Genomic DNA, 17,599 nt, shown 5'->3' with positions numbered 1-17,599 from the left:
TAATGACTAATGATTCTATGAAATGAAAGAAAAGAATGAAAAGATGAACAATAAAAATAAAGGAAAAGTATTTTATGGTAATGATTGTTGCGAAATAAGAGCATGTAGCCATATTAACATCCCTAAGTCAGAACTTACAGAATTTGTTAGACTTCTTCAAGCTCTTGGTCAAGCTATTCTAGTTCAATATGGATCTGGTTGCCTAGGGGAGGAACTACGGGGACTACTGGTGCTCAAGGGCCTCAAGGCGCTCAAGGACCTGCGGGCGATACAACTGCGACACTATCTGTCTTCCGAATTTACTAACCACAATTTCCGAAAATATTTTGGGAGGATAAGTGCTCCTTTTTTACGTTTCTTTACCTCAAATTTACTCTATCTTAATCCTCATTTTGTATGATAAATAATAAAGTCAAAGATATGAAAGAGGGATGAAAAATGAGAGTTATGTCACTGATACGCATTTGGATTGCTCTTATGGTATGCATTATTTTATGTGTAGGATTTTTTTTAACTCTAAAATATTCCACTATTTCAAAAGCGGAGAGAAAAACAGTTCCATACAAACTTTTGTATTCGAAACAAAACGACATCCCTTATTCCAAATCCACAAATAATGAAAAAAAAGTTATAAAAGGAATGCTTATTACGAAAGCTTCTAACTACGAAACTCTACTTCAAATTGCTGAAACGATTAAAGATCAGTATACAAATAAAGGAATTGATGAAATCACGCTGTCTATCCATAATGAAAATAATGGTAGTTATGAAGAAGAATTACCTTACGAACCGATTAGTAAAGGAACAATAATCGTCACATACGATTCTCAATCTTTTGGCATTACGAACATTACTCTTAATGAATAGTAGCATTTATCTCACTCATTATGAGCTCACTTTATTTTTCACATGAGAAAGAGGCGAATAATGAAATTCGCCTCTTTTTTCACCATAATGATGGAATCCACTCTTTCACTTTATCAAACCACTCTTGCTGTTCTTTTTTCCTTTGTTGTTCCTCTTCTTGCCTTCTCTTTTCTTCTTCTTTTCTTCTCTTTTCTTCTTCAATTGTTTGCAATTGTTTTTTATAGTCAGCCTCAGATATTAACGACAATTGGAACGCTTTTTGGGCTGGGTTTGCATTTGCTTTTTTCATGATGTCCCGGAACATCGTCGTCGTAATTTGACTACCACCTGGCACATAATGCTCGCTATCTGTTTTGTCATATCCCACCCAAATCGCACCTACTAAATCTGGTGTGTATCCTACAAACCACGAGTCCTTCGCTCCTACGCTCGGACCATTTACAAGTTGAGTCGTCCCTGTCTTTCCTGCTGTATCAACATTATTAACTTTCGCTTTTCCACCTGTTCCCTTTTCTACAACACCTTTTAATAAATACGTCATCTTTTGAGCGATTTTCTCACTCGTCACTCGTGTCTCTTTCTTATACCATTTCCCTATTATTTCCCCTTCAGCATTTTGAACTTCTCTAATTGCATGAGCCTCTACTTGAACCCCATCATTAGCGAATGTACTATATGCTTGGGCCATTACAAATGGAGATGTCCCTACATGCATCCCACCTAAAGCAATTGGATACGTACGGTCTTCTGGTACTAATGGAATACCAAATCGCTCTAAAGATTTCAATCCTTTATCTAATCCTATTTGTTCTAATAACCACACAGCAGAAACATTATACGACTTTGCTACCGCTTCGTACATTGTCACATTACCATGAAAAGCCTGATCACTATTTTTAGGTTCATATTCTTTAATATGAAATGGTTCATCCTTTAATATATCGTATACCTCATACCCTTGTTCTAAAGCGGGTACATATACAGCTAGAGGCTTTAATGTTGAACCTGGCTGTCTTTTTAATTGCGTAGCATGATTAAATTGTAAAAACTGATATGGTCCTCTCCCCCCAACTAAAGCTGGAACACCGCCTGTTTTGGGATTGATAAGGACTACACCCGTTTGCATAAGTTGATCTGAGCCACTATCTTTGAAATAACTATCATTATTTACAACATCTTCTACAGCTTGTTGTTTTTTCGGATCCAGCTCAGTATAAATACGATAACCACCTGCTAAAATTTCATTTTGTGTTAATTCATACTTATCCATCGCTTCTCTAACTATATAGTCTACATATTGGGAGTATTTACCTTTATATTTATCATCAACCCCACGTTTTAATACAAGGCCTGACTCTTTTTCTTTATTGTATTGCTCTTCAGAAATATATCCTTGTTCCTTCATTAAACTTAATACGACATTACGTCGTTCAATTGATTTATTAAAGTTTTTATAAGGCGAATACGCAGACGGCGCTTTAATTAAGCCCGCGATCGTTGCAGCTTCTGAAATTGATAAATCTTTTACCTCTTTATCAAAATAAGATTTAGCTGCCCTCTTTATCCCCCAAGCACCTTCCCCAAAATAAATTTGATTCATATACATTTCAATAATTTCATCTTTTGTATAAGTACGTTCTATTTTTTTCGTTAAAAAGTATTCCTTTATTTTACGAGAAAATGTACGATCTTGTGTCAGAAATACATTCTTCGCGAGCTGCTGTGTAATTGTACTTCCCCCTGCTACAACTTCTCCTGCTGTAATATTTTTAAAAACTGCACTTATAATTCCACTATAATAAATACCATGATGGTTAAAAAATCCCTTATCTTCTACTGCAACAATTGCCTGAACCATAATATCAGGAATATCTTTTCTTTTAACGCCTTCTGTTTTCGAAGAAGCTAATTTAGTTGCGACCTCATTATTTGCATCATAAATTAAAGTCGGTTGTGGAACAGCTTGTTTTAATTCAGATATGTCTTGAATGGAAATTATTATATTTACAGCAATAAATAGAGTAACGAGTACACTTCCCAATACAATTAATGAATTACGAAGTTTCTTCCTCTTATTGAACCACTCAAGCATTTTTTTAAAATGAGTGTTCTTCAATTTCATTCGTTCACTTCCTTCATTTATTTACACTCTTCTTTTTAAAAGGAAGAATATACCGCCTTTTAAATTTATTATAATAACGTAGTCATTCCTATAGTGTAAAGCTTTTCTTTTACATTCATACTTTTTGCAAGAAAAGGACATTCTACAAGTAAGATATTCACTATTGGATATTAATATTATTAATAGAACAACGAGAGTTATGTTAAGTTTTTGTAAACTTTTCGATAAAATGTTTTAAAAAACGACAGTTTTTTGTTAGAATTGATTAGCCAATATATTTTACATATATTACTTTTGTGGGGGTAACAATAATGGTCTTTAAATCAAAAAAAGATAAATTTTCTGAAATGTTAATGAATGTTTCCGAAAATTTAAAAGAAGGCGCGCAATTTTTCGTGGAGTATAAAATTAAAAATGCTAGCGATTTAAAAGAGTTTTCTATGCGCATGAAAGAGTATGAGTCAAAAGGTGACTCATTTATTCACGAAATCATTATGGAGCTAAACAAAGCGTTTATTACTCCGATTGAACGTGAGGACATCCTACAACTTGCAATGAGTATGGATGATGTATTAGACGGATTAGATCACAGTGCTGGTCTGTTCGAAATGTATTCTATTACAGAAGCTGATGAATACATGATTAAATTCGTAGAAGCAATTAATCAATGTGCAATTGAAATTGCAAATTCTGTTGAACTACTGTCTAAAAAGAAGTTAGTCGACATTCGTACGAACGCGATTAAGATTAAGGATTACGAATCACAATGCGATGATATTCGTCGTCATGCGATTAAGCACTTATTCTCTCGTGAGAAAGATCCGATTAAGATTATTCAATTTAAAGAGATTTACGAAGAGCTTGAAGAAGTAGCTGATAGCTGTCAAAGCGTTGCAAACGTATTAGAAACAATTATTATGAAGAATGCGTAAGGAGTTTGATCATGGATACACTCTTGATACTGACCGTTTTAGTAGTCATTTGCGCTTTAGCTTTTGACTTTATCAATGGATTTCACGATACAGCAAACGCTATTGCAACGGCTGTTTCAACGAAAGCTCTAAAGCCTAGACATGCAATTATTATGGCAGCTATTATGAACTTTTTAGGTGCAATGACATTTACAGGTGTAGCAAAAACGATTACAAAAGATATCGTTGACCCATTTGCTTTACAAAATGGTTCTCTTGTAATTTTAGCTGCTTTACTTGCGGCGATAGCATGGAACTTAATTACTTGGTACTACGGTATCCCAAGTAGTTCTTCGCATGCAATTATTGGCTCAATCGCAGGTGCAGCCATTGCTGCTGCTGGTATTAGCTCATTAAACCTTAAAGGATTCATTAAAATTCTTGAAGCTTTAATCATTTCACCAATTATCGCTTTCGTTATTGGTTATATCGTATACAGTATTTTTAAAGTGGTCTTTAAAAACTTTAACTTAACGAAAACGAACAAAAACTTCCGTATATTCCAGATTTTCACTGCAGCATTACAAGCCTATACACACGGTACGAATGATGCACAAAAAGCAATGGGAATCATTACGATGGCTCTTATGGCTAATAACTATCATACTTCTAGCGATATTCCATTCTGGGTACAATTATCTTGTGCTATCGCAATGGGGCTTGGTACTTCTGTCGGTGGATGGAAAATTATTAAAACTGTCGGTGGACAAATTATGAAAATTCGTCCTGTAAATGGTGTAGCTGCCGATTTATCATCATCACTTGTTATTTTCGGTGCAACATTCATTCACTTACCGGTTAGTACGACGCACGTTATCTCTTCTTCTATTTTAGGGGTTGGTGCTTCTCACCGTGTGAAAGGGGTAAAATGGGGAACTGCAAAACGTATGTTAATTACATGGGTTATTACACTTCCTATTTCAGCTTCTTTAGCTGCTCTGTTTTACTATCTATTACATTTTGTTTTCTAATCAAAAGTCGTCTTCCTTATTTTTCTAGGAAGACGACTTTTTTGTGAACAAGCCTATTTCTCATTAAAAAGCGTGTATAATAATTGGTGGATAAGTTATTTAGAGGAGTTGGCAATTTTGGAATACATCATGTTACTTTTCATCGGACTAATCGCCGGGACAGTCGGCAGCCTAGTTGGGCTTGGAGGCGGAATTATTATTGTTCCGTTATTAATTGGATTACACAGTTTATCACCACAACTTGCAGTAGGGACTTCTATGGTAACAGTCGTTTTTACAGGGCTATCTTCCACCCTTACTTACATGAAGCATAAACGAGTAGATTATAAAAGTGGACTTATTTTATTTATCGGAAGCGGCCCTGGTGGTATTATCGGATCATGGGCAAATAAATTTTTAAACCAAGACACATTTTCTTTATACTTTGGGATTTTCCTTATATTCGTCTCAATTCTACTTATGCTTCGAGACAAATTAAAACCTCTTTCCCTCTCAAATACGTCTGTAATTAAGCGTTCTTTTACAGATAATGATGGAAATACTGTACACTATCAATTCCCACCGTTTCTTGCTATCTTTATTGCCTTTATAGTTGGGTTTATATCTGGGTTATTTGGAATTGGTGGCGGTGCCTTACTTGTTCCAGCAATGATGCTTCTTTTTGCATTCCCAGCACATATTGCAGTAGCAACTTCAATGTTCATCGTATTTCTATCAGCAATTGTAAGTTCTGCAACTCACATCTCACTTGGAAATGTCAGCTGGATTTATGCATTAATCCTTATTCCTGGTGCATGGATCGGCGGAAAAATCGGGGCTTATATTAATACAAAACTAAGTGGTAACGCCGTAATTAATTTATTACGTATTACGTTAATTATTCTTGGAACTAGATTAATCATTATTTCCATTTTATAACGTATTCTTTTTAGAATGCGTTTTTCTTATACACATGAATATAAAAATCCTCCGAGGAGAACAAATAAAATTAAACAAACACATAATAACATATAATTTGAAATATGTACTTTCTTCAAGTTGACCACTCCTATAACTGCGACTGTTATCTTTATGATAGCGAAAAAATAGTTCACTTGCAGTTACAGAGTGCTAACAATGCAAAATCAATTATTACAAATTTTATCCTTATATTTCATTTCTTTGTATATTCTATCGATTTAATAAAAAAAGATGTCATATTGACATCTTTTTTAGTGAAGAAGTGACCATCCCATAAAGTCTTCATGTACTTGGCACGCCCTCTTATCATTTCGATCATATAATTCAGCATAACTATCTGTTTCTTCATCATAAGCCATCGTATAAATAATTTGGCCGTCTACTTCAACGGATAAAACGACTCCACCTTTCATCTCTTCTACATGAATGATAGCATTCGCCGGAATTCTCATATCCGTCATTCTCATCGCATCTAACAATATACTAAACCCCCTACAGCGTATTCATTGCTAGTACTATTACACACTAAATAGTATACTACTGTAATAGCATACATTTCGTCAATGAAATTGCTGTTGAAATAGCATATTGTCTATATACATATACGCTAAAATAGAAGAAATAGAAACATATTAATGGGGGGCTAACATTGATTCTACACAAAGGAGATGTACTATTCCGTCAAGGTGAGGACGGTCCTTTATACTTTATAAAAACAGGCTTATTAAAAGTAGTTCGGCTAGAGGAAGACGGAACACCATTTTTATTCAACATTATCGTTCCAGGTGAAACAATACCTCATCATTCTTTGATTTCACCGAAAGAATATCACGGTACAGCTATCGCTTTAATAAAAACAGAAGTTGAACCGATCACTAGTAGTGAATGGTATGAGAGACTTCAAGCAAATCCCGAATCATATGCCAACATCGCTATGCAATTGCAATCTAAATTAAGAATGATGCAACAACGAATTGATCAATTGACAACCGTCTCTCCGAAAGAACGTCTTCATCGTTTACAAGAATGGTTCACATTATATTTAGGTGACATTCCTATATATGAAATATTAACACAAACTGAAATTGGTCAACTGATAGGCATACGCCGTGAAACAGTTAACCGTTTATTACGAGAACAAATAAAAAACGAGGTAAAATAAATACCTCGTTTTTTTGTTTATTCTCATTCGTCTTATTGTAAGCTTGTTGCTGGGCCGAAAAATTCATAATGAATATGCTCTTGTTTCACACCTAAATCAGTTAGTGCAGCATTTATATGCTTCATAAATGCTACTGGACCACAAAAATAAAATTCTGCTTCAGTTGTCGGAATAATAGTTTTTAACCACTCGCTTTCAACGAAACCTTCTTTATCAAAGTTCTTCATTTCTAAATCTTTTTCAGTCGGTGCAGAATAACAAGTATATGCTTTAACTTTTTCATATTCATTTTCTACTGCCTTAACGTGTTCTTTCATTGCATGTGTATTACTATTTATTGCTGCATGAACAAAATATACATTACGTTTTGAATCTTGTTCAATTAACGTATTTAACATACTCATCATCGGTGTAATCCCTACTCCACCACTAATTAGTACAACTGGTAACGTTGAATCCATATTTAACACGAAATCTCCCGCTGGTGCACTTACTGGTAAAACATCTCCTTCTTTTACATGTTCATGTAAGTAATTAGATACTTTACCGTCTGGTGTATCTACACCTTTTTCTTTCTTTACACTAATACGATAATATTCTTTCCCAGGTGCATCGGATAAACTGTATTGACGATTATGTGTATATGTCTCACCTTCAATATTGATTTGAACCGTTACATATTGACCTGGGATGAATGAAGAAACTTTCCCTCCATCTTCAGGTTTCAAATAAAATGACGTAATAACATCGCTTTCCTTCACTTTTTTAACAATCACAAAGTTGCGGAAGTCTTTCCATCCACCTTCTTTATGTGCAGCTTCTTCATACATCTCTGCTTCAATGCTAATAAATGCATCAGCAATGACACCATATGCTTCTCCCCATGCATTTAAAACTTCATCAGGTGCACCTGCGACCTCTTTAATGGCACGTAGTAAACATGTACCTACAATCGGATAATGCTCAGCTTTAATACCTAAACTTCTATGCTTATGACCAATTTGTTTTACAACCGGAATAATTGCTTCTAAATTATCAATGTACGTTGCAGCTGCATAAACAGCATTCGCTAACGCTTGTTGTTGTCTTCCCTTTTTTTGATTCGTATGGTTAAAAATATTCAATAACTCCGGATGTTCTGAAAATAAAATTTGATAAAATCTCGTTGTAATTTCAACGCCTTTTTCTTGTAATAATGGTACTGTTGACTTTACGATTTCAATTGTTTTTGCACTTAACATTGTATCCCACTCCTCTATTTCCTTAACTGTTTTTAGTTTAACTGAATCTTATAATGCAGATTGTGATTTTAATCACTATTAACACGTTGTTTTTGTGAATAATATATGAACATTGCATTTACAAAAGAAAATAAGCTAACTAGAATTCTAGCTAGCTTATTATTTTGTTTGTATAGCTTGTTCAATTACCTTTCTATCTTTCCCATCGCCAAACTCCGTATACCCCCAGATATTCGTTTCACCTCTATATTTATTTACGATAATATCCAAGTCATGATATACACGGTGGGCATACACTACATACTCAATATTTTGAAGTTCCACACCTTTTTTTACAATTTCATAGCTTCTATTTACATCGCGTTTTATTTTTTCATTCTTTATTTCCGTATGTATATTTTTTAAAGATGGTTCTTGTTGTTGAAACCATTGCTTAAATTGCTTCCAATCCCCGTCTGTATAATTCTCTGCTTTACCGTAATTTAAGAAATTATTATAGCTTTCATGTGTCATTCGAATAAAATCTAGCACGTTTGTCTCTTCTTGCACATCTTCTACTTGAGCTATTGTATTTACCTCAGCAGGCTTATTCGCATAATGTAACAGCACTTTCATAAGACTATAACTCGCAATGATCATTACGATAATAATCCCGAATACACTTAACAATTTCTTCATATACAGAACTCCTTCTCTACTAAAGATATTACAATGTATGACTATACTTGTAACATTCTCTCGTAGAAATATAATTCCTGTATTAATTCTTCCTATCATTTCAACAATATTTTTCTACACATTTCGTCTTGGCAAATGCTCCTGTAAAACAATATAACCTTCATAAGCTGTATAACCAAGTATAGCTATTAATCCGATATAACAAGCAAATACTGTCCATTTCGTTTTCGTATCCACTTTATAATAGTTTTCTTGTTGTTCCTTTTCTGTTTTCCATTCATTTAATTTTCTTTCTGACGCTTCAAATACTTCTCTTATGTGAATAGTATACTCATCTTTTTCATCTTCATATGGAACATAATCTAACGGTTCAAACTTCGGTAAAAGATACTCTAACACTTCCATTTTTTGAAGTTCACCTATTTGTAACTCTTTTTCCCGTTCTCTTTGTCTTAATGCATTCATCTCATGATGCATCATGTATATAGTCCGATGTACAGCTCCAGTTTCTTTTAATTCCTCTTCAAGCCTAGCAACATATTCTTTCATTCCATCAATTTTATGCCCTAATTCCTTAATCGGCTCATCTCTCTTTATCACTCTGTATAATTCCATACAACCGATAATAACAATAAATCCTCCCAAAATACTTTTAAAGTAAATTGAATAGCCAAGTAATAAAATAAGGCCTGCTCCCCAAATTTTAGTACTGACAACTGAAATAATTCGCCCACCATCTAGCGGCGAAACAGGAATTAAATTAAAGAAATTAATCATACTTCCAAGCAAAATAACAAGCGCCCAAAACGGCTCTTGCGTCATTATATAAAGTGGAATCGCGGGTAAAAATGAAAGAAGTCCGAAAAGCGGCCCCATATAGGCGATGTAAGCTTCATCTTTCGCATTTTTCGGCATCTCTTTCATTCCAATAAGGGCCCCCATAAACGGAATAAAGATTGCTGGCGATGTTGGGATCCCCTTTCTTTTCGCAGCCCATAAATGGCCCATTTCATGAACAAACAACAAATAAATGAGCGCCACTCCAAATTTCCAACCATATAGAACTGCGTATGCGCCAAGCGATAGAAACATACTAAATACCGTTGAAAACTTTGCTAATTTAAAAATTGCAAATACCCACTTTAACTTAGACAGTAAAAATAGACCTATCGCAACAATAATTCCCCATAATCCTTTTTTATTATTTTTCATATTCCTCTCCTTTATCTCTCATTAATGAATCCTATTCATTCATCAAAGCTTGTTCTTTTCTCTATTATGACATATTTTTTTCTATTGTTAGAAATAATGTTTATTTAATCCATTTTTAGCCAAAAATATAAATAAAGGAGGTATATACGAATGAATTTACAATCTCTCATAATAAGTGTTTTATCATTTTTAGCTTCAACTCTTATTTTTTATACAGTGAGCTATGTATTATTATTAGATTGGTTGCCAAATCACTTACTTATCACTCTTATCATTCTTTCCGCTCTTATGATTTCATTTCTTATTACACGAAAATCAATGAATGAGCCATCTGCAAAAGCAAAATAATAGAGAGGGTGTTCTTCTCCCCTCTCTATTATCATTTCCTAGGAAAGGCTATATAGAATTTCAATTCAGTTACAGCCAATAAGGATCTTATCTCAAAATTCAGTTGGAACAAAGAAGTTAAGCGGGAATCAACGCCGAATTGGCAAAGACTATTAATCAACGAAAAATGAGCATCCTCTGCCGATTAAAGTCTCACTTTATCTTTGAAAATTCATTTTTTCACCATACTCTTTAACGATTTGAATTATATTTTGAAACACGCCTATTTTTTCTTTTTCACTGTTTAATATTTTCAAATCATACTTTTCGTAATATGTTTCTAATGATTTTAATTGTGATTCTGAAGCACCTTTTATCGGAACAGTAGCCTGCAATTCATATTGCTTATACCCTTCCTTTACTTTTTCACCTAAAATCATTTCGCTCTCTTTTGCTCCAATTAATTTTTGAACTTTTTCTGGGAAAGTGAGTTGCAAATAATACTCTCGTTCCTTCACTAACTTGTTGTATAGTGATTGTGAAATCGTATACCGTACCATATAATTCACGTTTTGATCGCCCGCTTTAATATGAAACGTAGTAATCTGCAAATCTTTTTTTGTCACTTCCGTTAAAGGACCTACCTGCATCTCATCTTCTTTTTGTTCTGAAACATTTGGAAATATAGCCAAAAGCTTTTCCGTATCTTTTTCATTCAACATATACATAGCTTTCTTATATTGCACCCATCCTCGTCTATCTTCTCCCCTTAACCATGCATAATAAGTTTCTTTTTTCCCATCTCTACTAATTTGTATTTCATATTCAGGTTCACCGAAGCTTCCGGTTATTTCTTGTTTCTCAGCTTTATCCAAAATGTCTATTACTAACTTCGCTTCTGATTCCTGCAACTTTTTCTCTTTATGTTTTTTTTGTATAACGGTTACCTCTATTGTTTCTTTCACTTCATTCACCGTCTCTTCTACTTTTTTTGTTTCTTTTTTTTGCTCAGCTTGACCACAAGCTGCTAGTAACATAACAAATAACAACAATACATATTTCCCTTTCAAATTAATCCTCCTTTTACGATAAGAAATTCTTATAATCTTCATACATAAAACAAAAACGTGACATCCTATTAAATAAGTTATACTAATCATTGAAAGGAGGTCTTTATCATGTCCATTAATTTTCATGATCCAAATAATAAATACACATACGCAACAAGAAACGCTCATATTTCTTGGGCTGAAATGGTAAAAAACATTACAGACATACAAAACAAGCAAATAATTGATATTGGCTGCGGTGGCGGGATTTATACGAAAGAACTTGCTCTTATGGGAGCCAAAAATGTTGTGGGACTTGATTTTTCAAAAGAAATATTACAAGCTGCAAAAGAAAATTGCGGCAACATTCCAAATATTTCTTTCATCCACGGTGATGCACATAATATCCCATACCCTAATGAAACATTCGACATAGTTATTTCTCGTGCAGTTATTCATCATTTACAAGACATTCCTACATTTTTATGTGAAGCTTCTCGTATATTAAATAAAAACGGTGTACTTATTTTACAAGATCGAACGATTGAAGATTGTACAGTTCCAGGAAGTCCCGAACACATTCGTGGATATTTTTTCTCTATATTTCCAAAACTCATTGAAATAGAGTCAAAAAGACGCCAAAAAACCAACACGATACAGAAAGAATTACAAAAACATTCTCTTCACGTGCTTCCCACACAAACACAATGGGAAGTACGAAAAATACATGATTCTGTAGAAGCATTGCTACAAGATTTATCTCCTCGAACAGGTCGATCCATTCTATATGAGTTAACAGATGATGAACTTTCTCAACTTCTACAACATATACAGACCGCATTACAAAACGTCTCTCCTATTATTGAAAGAGATCGATGGACAATTTGGAGCGCCATGAAGTTGTAAGAAAGGAAGCCTCACAAAATAATGTGAGGCTTCCTTTCTTTCATAATCTAATTTTGCAACACTCTTGATATCCTCCACTTCTGGCCTGTGCACTTCCACACTTCGGACATACTAAATATCTAGACTGATTTGTCAACAAACTACCTTTTTGAAAGAGTAAAACTTCTGCTTGTTTAAACGAACGCGAATAATATAACCACATAAAACCAATTATAGCAATAATGCCAAATAATACTCCCATCGCAAGCATTTCAGTCACCTCTTTTGGTTTGTTCTTTCCAGCAAGTGGATTGTTGTAATATTCTCTGTAAATTCAAATAATCCCTTCTTTACTCCTATAAATATCAACTTTCTCTATAAATTTTACAATTCTCCACAAATTTTTACTCCCATTTTACAATTCATTATTCCTTTTGCAACAACGAATATTACTTTCGATATTTCCGTATATAAATATATCTTTCAAAAAAACATATTGACTTTCTAAAAAAAACATGCAACAATACTGTCAGAATACTTGAATAAAAATTCATTGACGAGAACGAGTACGTTATAGAACTGTTCCCCAGAGAGTTGGCGATTTGCTGAAAGCCAACGTTCAGTGCGTAACCGAAAATCATCTCCGAGAAGTAGAACCGAATGTTACAGTAAGTTCTTACCGGCCGTCCCCCGTTACAAGGAACACGTATCATGTTGTACGTTGCAAAGCCGTATACATATAGATTTATTTCTACATGTGTAAATTAGGGTGGTATCGCGGGTAAATATAACTCGTCCCTTTCTTTAGGGACGAGTTTTTTGTGTTCTTACAAATGAATTTAAAAAAGGAGGAAAAACAATGAACACTGTATCAAAAAAACATATTTTTTTCACGGGTCTTATGCTATTTTCTTTATTTTTTGGGGCAGGTAATTTAATTTTCCCTCCCATGCTTGGCCAAAATGCAGGTGAAAACTTTTGGCCAGCAATGATTGGATTTTTACTAACAGGAGTTGGCTTACCACTACTAACTGTTATCGCAATTTCTCTATCTGGAAATGGAATGCAGCAACTTGCAAGTCATGTTCATCCATTATTCGGAATTTTCTTTACAGTAATTGTATACATTGCTATCGGTCCATCTATGGGCATCCCACGTGTTGCAAATGTCGCTTATGAAATGGGTGTTAGTTCTTTCTTACCAGAAACAATCCGCTCTAGCAGCCTAGTGCTATTTGTATATACAATCATCTTCTTTACTATCGTATTTTGGCTGAGTTTGAATCCATCTAAACTTGTTGATCGTATTGGAAATGTATTAACACCTATTTTATTACTCTCTATTTTCTTATTGTTTGTTAAAAGTGTATTTACACCACTTGGGCAATCAGGACCAGCAATGCAAGAGTATCAAACTTCTCCAATCTTCAAAGGCTTTATGGAAGGCTACTTAACAATGGACACTATTTCAGCACTTGCATTCGGAATTATCGTTGTAAATGCAATTCGTTCTAAAGGTGTGAATGATCGTAAGTCCATTGCCATCGCCACAGCAAAAGCAGGGCTTATTGCCGCTACAGGGCTCGTACTTGTATACGGTGCACTCGGCTGGCTTGGGGCAACTAGCGTCTCGCTCGGATATGCAAAAAATGGCGGACAGCTACTTACTGTTATCGTACAACAATTATTCGGTCCATACGGTTTGCTCCTATTATCTCTTATCGTTACACTCGCTTGTTTAACGACATGCGTTGGACTCGTATCTGCGTGCAGCCAATATTTTTCAACATTATTGACTACATTTTCATACAAAACGTTCGCGAGTATCATTTGCGCATTAGGATTATTAGTTGCCAACTTAGGTTTAACAAAAATTATCGCAATCTCTGTTCCAATTCTACTTGTTGTGTATCCAATTGCGATTGTACTCGTACTACTATCATTACTTCATAAATACTTCGGTGGATATCGCTCTGTTTATGTAGGTGCTTTAATCGGAGCAGCTGTAGTGAGCGTATTTGATGGATTAAAACAAGGTGGTATTTCAGTTTCATTCATCACACCATATTTTGAATTTATCCCTTTATATAATGAAGGAATCGGTTGGCTAATACCAGCATTAGCAGGAGCTCTTCTTGGCCTTACAATCGCTAAGTTAAGCGGTACGAAAAAAGTTCCATTACTAATCGAATCTAACGAAGTAAAAGCCTCCTAAAAAAACTCCCAAAAGGGAGTTTTTTTACATTTGATAAGCAGTATGATTAAAACTGCTTATTTTATAAGCTTTCGTATAATATTCAATATTTGTATCAACTGTTTCTACCTTGACAACATCATAGCGCTCTTCTTGCTTTACTAAAAATAAATAGTATTCCTCTGTTGCCTCAATAATCGCAATTTTATCTGTTTCAACATTATATTGTTCACAAAGTGCTTGTAATGCGTTCACATACTCCCCTAATTTTTTAGACTTATCCATTCCGAATATAGTTTGAACTAACATATACATTCTCCCCTTTATATGTACTGTTAACACCTTGATGATAACGCTTACATTATTTATCGTCAATAAAAACATTCGATGGTTTTAACGCCAAATCTATATTGTAGCGAGCCAATAATCAGCGAGGAATTCCCCGCCAATTAAAGCTTCACTTTATCACTTCGTTAATTGATGCCTAAATGCATAAATAACTGCCTGAGTACGATCACTTACATTCAATTTATTTAATATGTTACTCACATGTGTCTTTACCGTTTTCAGTGCAATAAATAACTCGTCCGCAATCTCTTGATTACTTTTTCCCTCTGCAATTAATAACAAAATCTCAAACTCTCTTTCCGTTAAGTCATCATGCAAAGGTTGCTCTTTCTTTTGACGCATACGGGACATCATTTTCCCGGTAACTTTCGGCTCTAATACTGTTTCTCCATCATAAGTAGCTCGTACAGCATCAGCAATATCACTTGCTCTTGATGTTTTTAATAAGTAACTGGTCGCACCAGCCTCAATAACAGGGTACAATTTTTCGTCATCTAAAAAGCTTGTTACAACTACAATTTTTGCTTCTGGCCATTCTTGAATAATAGCACGTGTTGCTTCGACACCATCCATCTCATCCATAACAAGGTCCATTAAAATAATATCCGGTCTTAATTGCAATGCTAATTCTGATCCTTTTCGTCCATTCTCAGCTTCCCCTACTACTTCAATATCTGGCTGTGTAGATAAATATGCCGATACACCCATACGAACCATTTCATGATCATCGACAAGCAATACTTTTATCATACTTCTCCCCCTCTCTCAATCATAATCGGTACTTTTACTTCTATTTGTGTACCTTTGGCCGGGAAACTAAGCACCTTGAGTGTCCCACCAATTTCATGAACACGCTCTTGCATCGATCTTAGGCCATATGAACCTGCCTTATTAACGCCTACTTCAAACCCAACGCCGTCATCAATAATTTTTAAAATCGCATATTGATCAATTTTTCGAAGGCGCACTTCTGTTTTCTTTGCCTTTGCGTGTCGCAACGTATTTGATAGCGCTTCTTGCACAATACGGAATAAATGATCTTCTACACCTTTTTTTAATTCTATTGGCTCAATAAGCCATTCAATTTTCATATGTTGTTTTCGCGATAATTCCGTTAATAATTCCTCTATACCTTCTGTCAGTTTCTTACCTTCCAATTGTACAGGACGTAAATGAAGGAGCAATGCTCTCATTTCTGATTGAGCATTTACAACCATATTTTCAACAAGTTGTAATTGTTTTTTTGTCACATCTGGAAATTCAGTTATTTGTTCATTAATCGCTGACATCATCATCGACATTGCGAAAAGCTGCTGACTTACTGAATCATGCAACTCCCTTGCTAAACGATGCCTTTCTTGAGAAATCGCTTCTTGTCTCATCTCTTCATTCCAATGAGCTCGTTCATTCGTTACTTTTTGAAAGAGTCCAGCTTGCTCCTCTAATCGACGAGCCAAAACGATTACTTTTCGTTCCACTTCATGAAATTCATCATCTGCAGTAAACGAAACATCGCTCGGAAAATTCCCTCGCTCTACTTCAAATAGAAACGTATTTAATCCTTGTATACGCTGCTCTATATAGTAACCGATTGCATATCCTACAATTCCCCCGATAAGTAAACTTGTAGTCATAATAAACAAGCCAATTGGAACAGAAGCGATGGATTCCTTCCATAATAAATCATACACTTGTTGCTCGCTTTTCCATACATATACAATTGTACAAATGAGTGCGATACTAACTGAGGACAACATAGAATAACGAATATACATCCACGAAATATTTTTTTGTTTCTTCATTATACTTTCCTCACTTCCGTGTCGCCTACGACAAGCGAAGAAATAATTTTAATACGACGAGGAGCCTCTTTATACTGCTCTGTTCTAAATGTAACATTGCGGTTAAACCCTGTCTCTTCATGACCTGGCAAGAGCACACGTCCGACAATAACAGAATGATTTAAAGAAAGTTCAATATCATATGGCACATATAAACGAATATTACCAACGACACCCCGAATAACAATTATCGTTTCCCCTTCTGGAATCATAGCAGTAGTTAAATCTATTTCCACATCACAAGCACCGTATTGAACATTAATATCCTCAAGTTCATAAATATGATCCATCATTCGTACATTGCCTACAAACATATTTTTCAAATATGGTTCTGTACGATATATTTGCTTCTCTTCGTCTATAATCCCTTTTTCTTTAATTTCAACCTTCATTGCTTTTTGCTGATGCCCTTGTTGAATCAATTGATAACCAATTAAAGCTAAACAAGCAAATACGACAAGAACAAATGCTGCTGATGAAAATAAGAAGAATAAAAATACGATACCACCAACAAATAAAAATACATTTCCCCGTACATAACGATTCTTTTTACGATAATGCCTTCCAAACATAAGCATAATAAATGCAAAAATGAGACCACCTGGTTCAAAATGTCCAAGTATCATATCAAGAAAAAGACCGAATCCAAATATGATGAGGAGCATCCCCATTAATTGTGTCTTTGAAAAATGTTTCTTCATTTCAGCTCCCCCCTTCTTGTCACATATACATAGAAGAAAAGGCATTGCTTTCCAACACCTTTTCTCCTAT

General features: G+C 34.7%; 19 protein-coding genes, 1 pseudogene and 1 other annotated feature. Of the genes and pseudogenes, 9 read left to right on the top strand and 11 right to left on the bottom strand.

Translation table 11 applies throughout. From position 1 onward, the window contains the following. Nucleotides 1-22 precede the first annotated feature (22 nt). Both OXT04_RS00730 and OXT04_RS00725 read left to right on the top strand, forming a co-directional pair. Nucleotides 23-306: pseudogene (locus OXT04_RS00730) on the top strand (hypothetical protein). Nucleotides 307-438: 132 nt separating this feature from the next. Beyond that, complete coding sequence (locus OXT04_RS00725) at nt 439-867, top strand: hypothetical protein (protein WP_267412611.1); 429 nt, start codon at nt 439-441, stop codon at nt 865-867. Nucleotides 868-946: 79 nt separating this feature from the next. Here the strand turns inward: OXT04_RS00725 and OXT04_RS00720 are convergent, their stop codons facing one another. Next, nucleotides 947-2,989 (bottom strand): transglycosylase domain-containing protein, encoded by a 2,043-nt coding sequence (locus tag OXT04_RS00720; protein ID WP_000769253.1) that lies wholly within the window; start codon nt 2,987-2,989, stop codon nt 947-949. Nucleotides 2,990-3,300: 311 nt separating this feature from the next. Between OXT04_RS00720 and OXT04_RS00715 the strand changes: the two genes are divergently transcribed. The 3 genes from OXT04_RS00715 (at nt 3,301) to OXT04_RS00705 (ending at nt 5,849) form a co-directional block, all read left to right on the top strand. Then, nucleotides 3,301-3,921: a DUF47 domain-containing protein gene (locus OXT04_RS00715; protein ID WP_000231445.1), complete on the top strand. Its 621-nt coding sequence runs from the start codon at nt 3,301-3,303 to the stop codon at nt 3,919-3,921. 11 nt (nt 3,922-3,932) lie between these two features. Continuing rightward, nucleotides 3,933-4,931, top strand: a complete 999-nt coding sequence (locus OXT04_RS00710; protein WP_000380276.1) for an inorganic phosphate transporter — start codon at nt 3,933-3,935, stop codon at nt 4,929-4,931. A gap of 117 nt (nt 4,932-5,048) precedes the next feature. Continuing rightward, complete coding sequence (locus OXT04_RS00705; RefSeq protein ID WP_267412610.1) at nt 5,049-5,849, top strand: sulfite exporter TauE/SafE family protein; 801 nt, start codon at nt 5,049-5,051, stop codon at nt 5,847-5,849. A gap of 293 nt (nt 5,850-6,142) precedes the next feature. Here the strand turns inward: OXT04_RS00705 and OXT04_RS00700 are convergent, their stop codons facing one another. Then, a complete protein-coding gene (locus OXT04_RS00700) occupies nt 6,143-6,370 on the bottom strand; it encodes a hypothetical protein (protein WP_000883009.1) in 228 nt (75 codons plus the stop codon). A 170-nt stretch (nt 6,371-6,540) separates the two neighbouring features. On the opposite strand from OXT04_RS00700, the gene OXT04_RS00695 reads away from it, so the two are divergent. Then, the gene (locus tag OXT04_RS00695; RefSeq protein ID WP_000600585.1) at nt 6,541-7,053 is read left to right on the top strand and encodes a Crp/Fnr family transcriptional regulator; all 513 of its coding nucleotides are present in this window, start codon (nt 6,541-6,543) and stop codon (nt 7,051-7,053) included. A 32-nt stretch (nt 7,054-7,085) separates the two neighbouring features. Here the strand turns inward: OXT04_RS00695 and hmpA are convergent, their stop codons facing one another. From hmpA to OXT04_RS00680, 3 genes are all read right to left on the bottom strand, one after another. Next, on the bottom strand, nt 7,086-8,294 hold the full coding sequence (gene hmpA / locus OXT04_RS00690) for an NO-inducible flavohemoprotein (protein ID WP_065228520.1): 1,209 nt from the start codon (nt 8,292-8,294) through the stop codon (nt 7,086-7,088). Nucleotides 8,295-8,453: 159 nt separating this feature from the next. Continuing rightward, nucleotides 8,454-8,972: a hypothetical protein gene (locus OXT04_RS00685; RefSeq protein ID WP_000735528.1), complete on the bottom strand. Its 519-nt coding sequence runs from the start codon at nt 8,970-8,972 to the stop codon at nt 8,454-8,456. A gap of 114 nt (nt 8,973-9,086) precedes the next feature. Continuing rightward, complete coding sequence (locus OXT04_RS00680; RefSeq protein WP_000794493.1) at nt 9,087-10,184, bottom strand: site-2 protease family protein; 1,098 nt, start codon at nt 10,182-10,184, stop codon at nt 9,087-9,089. 150 nt (nt 10,185-10,334) lie between these two features. Here OXT04_RS00680 and OXT04_RS00675 point away from each other — a divergent pair, with 150 nt between their 5' ends. Then, nucleotides 10,335-10,532 carry a hypothetical protein gene (locus OXT04_RS00675; protein WP_001053359.1) on the top strand — a complete coding sequence of 66 codons (198 nt, stop codon included), beginning with the start codon at nt 10,335-10,337 and terminating at the stop codon, nt 10,530-10,532. 197 nt (nt 10,533-10,729) lie between these two features. On the opposite strand, the gene OXT04_RS00670 is transcribed toward OXT04_RS00675, so the two are convergent. After that, complete coding sequence (locus OXT04_RS00670) at nt 10,730-11,581, bottom strand: YhfM domain-containing protein (protein WP_000677053.1); 852 nt, start codon at nt 11,579-11,581, stop codon at nt 10,730-10,732. 108 nt (nt 11,582-11,689) lie between these two features. Here OXT04_RS00670 and OXT04_RS00665 point away from each other — a divergent pair, with 108 nt between their 5' ends. Further along, nucleotides 11,690-12,466: a class I SAM-dependent methyltransferase gene (locus OXT04_RS00665; protein WP_267412608.1), complete on the top strand. Its 777-nt coding sequence runs from the start codon at nt 11,690-11,692 to the stop codon at nt 12,464-12,466. A gap of 40 nt (nt 12,467-12,506) precedes the next feature. On the opposite strand, the gene OXT04_RS00660 is transcribed toward OXT04_RS00665, so the two are convergent. After that, entirely contained in the window at nt 12,507-12,716 is a 210-nt protein-coding gene (locus OXT04_RS00660) for a hypothetical protein (protein ID WP_000880630.1), read from the bottom strand. Nucleotides 12,717-12,989: 273 nt separating this feature from the next. Then, nucleotides 12,990-13,248, top strand: a binding site (T-box leader). A 56-nt stretch (nt 13,249-13,304) separates the two neighbouring features. On the opposite strand from OXT04_RS00660, the gene brnQ3 reads away from it, so the two are divergent. Next, nucleotides 13,305-14,660, top strand: a complete 1,356-nt coding sequence (gene brnQ3 / locus OXT04_RS00655; RefSeq protein ID WP_001099141.1) for a branched-chain amino acid transport system II carrier protein BrnQ3 — start codon at nt 13,305-13,307, stop codon at nt 14,658-14,660. Between the two features lie 24 nt (nt 14,661-14,684). Here brnQ3 and OXT04_RS00650 read toward each other — a convergent pair whose 3' ends face one another. From OXT04_RS00650 to liaF, 4 genes are all read right to left on the bottom strand, one after another. After that, complete coding sequence (locus OXT04_RS00650) at nt 14,685-15,023, bottom strand: DUF3922 domain-containing protein (protein ID WP_072939635.1); 339 nt, start codon at nt 15,021-15,023, stop codon at nt 14,685-14,687. An 81-nt stretch (nt 15,024-15,104) separates the two neighbouring features. Continuing rightward, nucleotides 15,105-15,737 carry a response regulator gene (locus OXT04_RS00645; RefSeq protein WP_000598707.1) on the bottom strand — a complete coding sequence of 211 codons (633 nt, stop codon included), beginning with the start codon at nt 15,735-15,737 and terminating at the stop codon, nt 15,105-15,107. After that, the gene (locus OXT04_RS00640; protein WP_000744326.1) at nt 15,734-16,789 is read right to left on the bottom strand and encodes a sensor histidine kinase; all 1,056 of its coding nucleotides are present in this window, start codon (nt 16,787-16,789) and stop codon (nt 15,734-15,736) included. The genes OXT04_RS00645 and OXT04_RS00640 overlap by 4 nt, the downstream gene beginning before the upstream one ends. Continuing rightward, entirely contained in the window at nt 16,789-17,529 is a 741-nt protein-coding gene (gene liaF, locus OXT04_RS00635) for a cell wall-active antibiotics response protein LiaF (RefSeq protein ID WP_000716093.1), read from the bottom strand. The genes OXT04_RS00640 and liaF overlap by 1 nt, the downstream gene beginning before the upstream one ends. Between the last annotated feature and the right edge of the window lie 70 nt (nt 17,530-17,599).

The sequence above is a fragment of the Bacillus sp. GC_Bacil_1 genome, from assembly GCF_026540675.1.
In the GTDB taxonomy this organism is placed as follows: domain Bacteria; phylum Bacillota; class Bacilli; order Bacillales; family Bacillaceae_G; genus Bacillus_A; species Bacillus_A cereus.
Note: the sequence above shows the minus strand (reverse complement) of the source record. Positions and strands in the feature narration are given on the sequence as shown.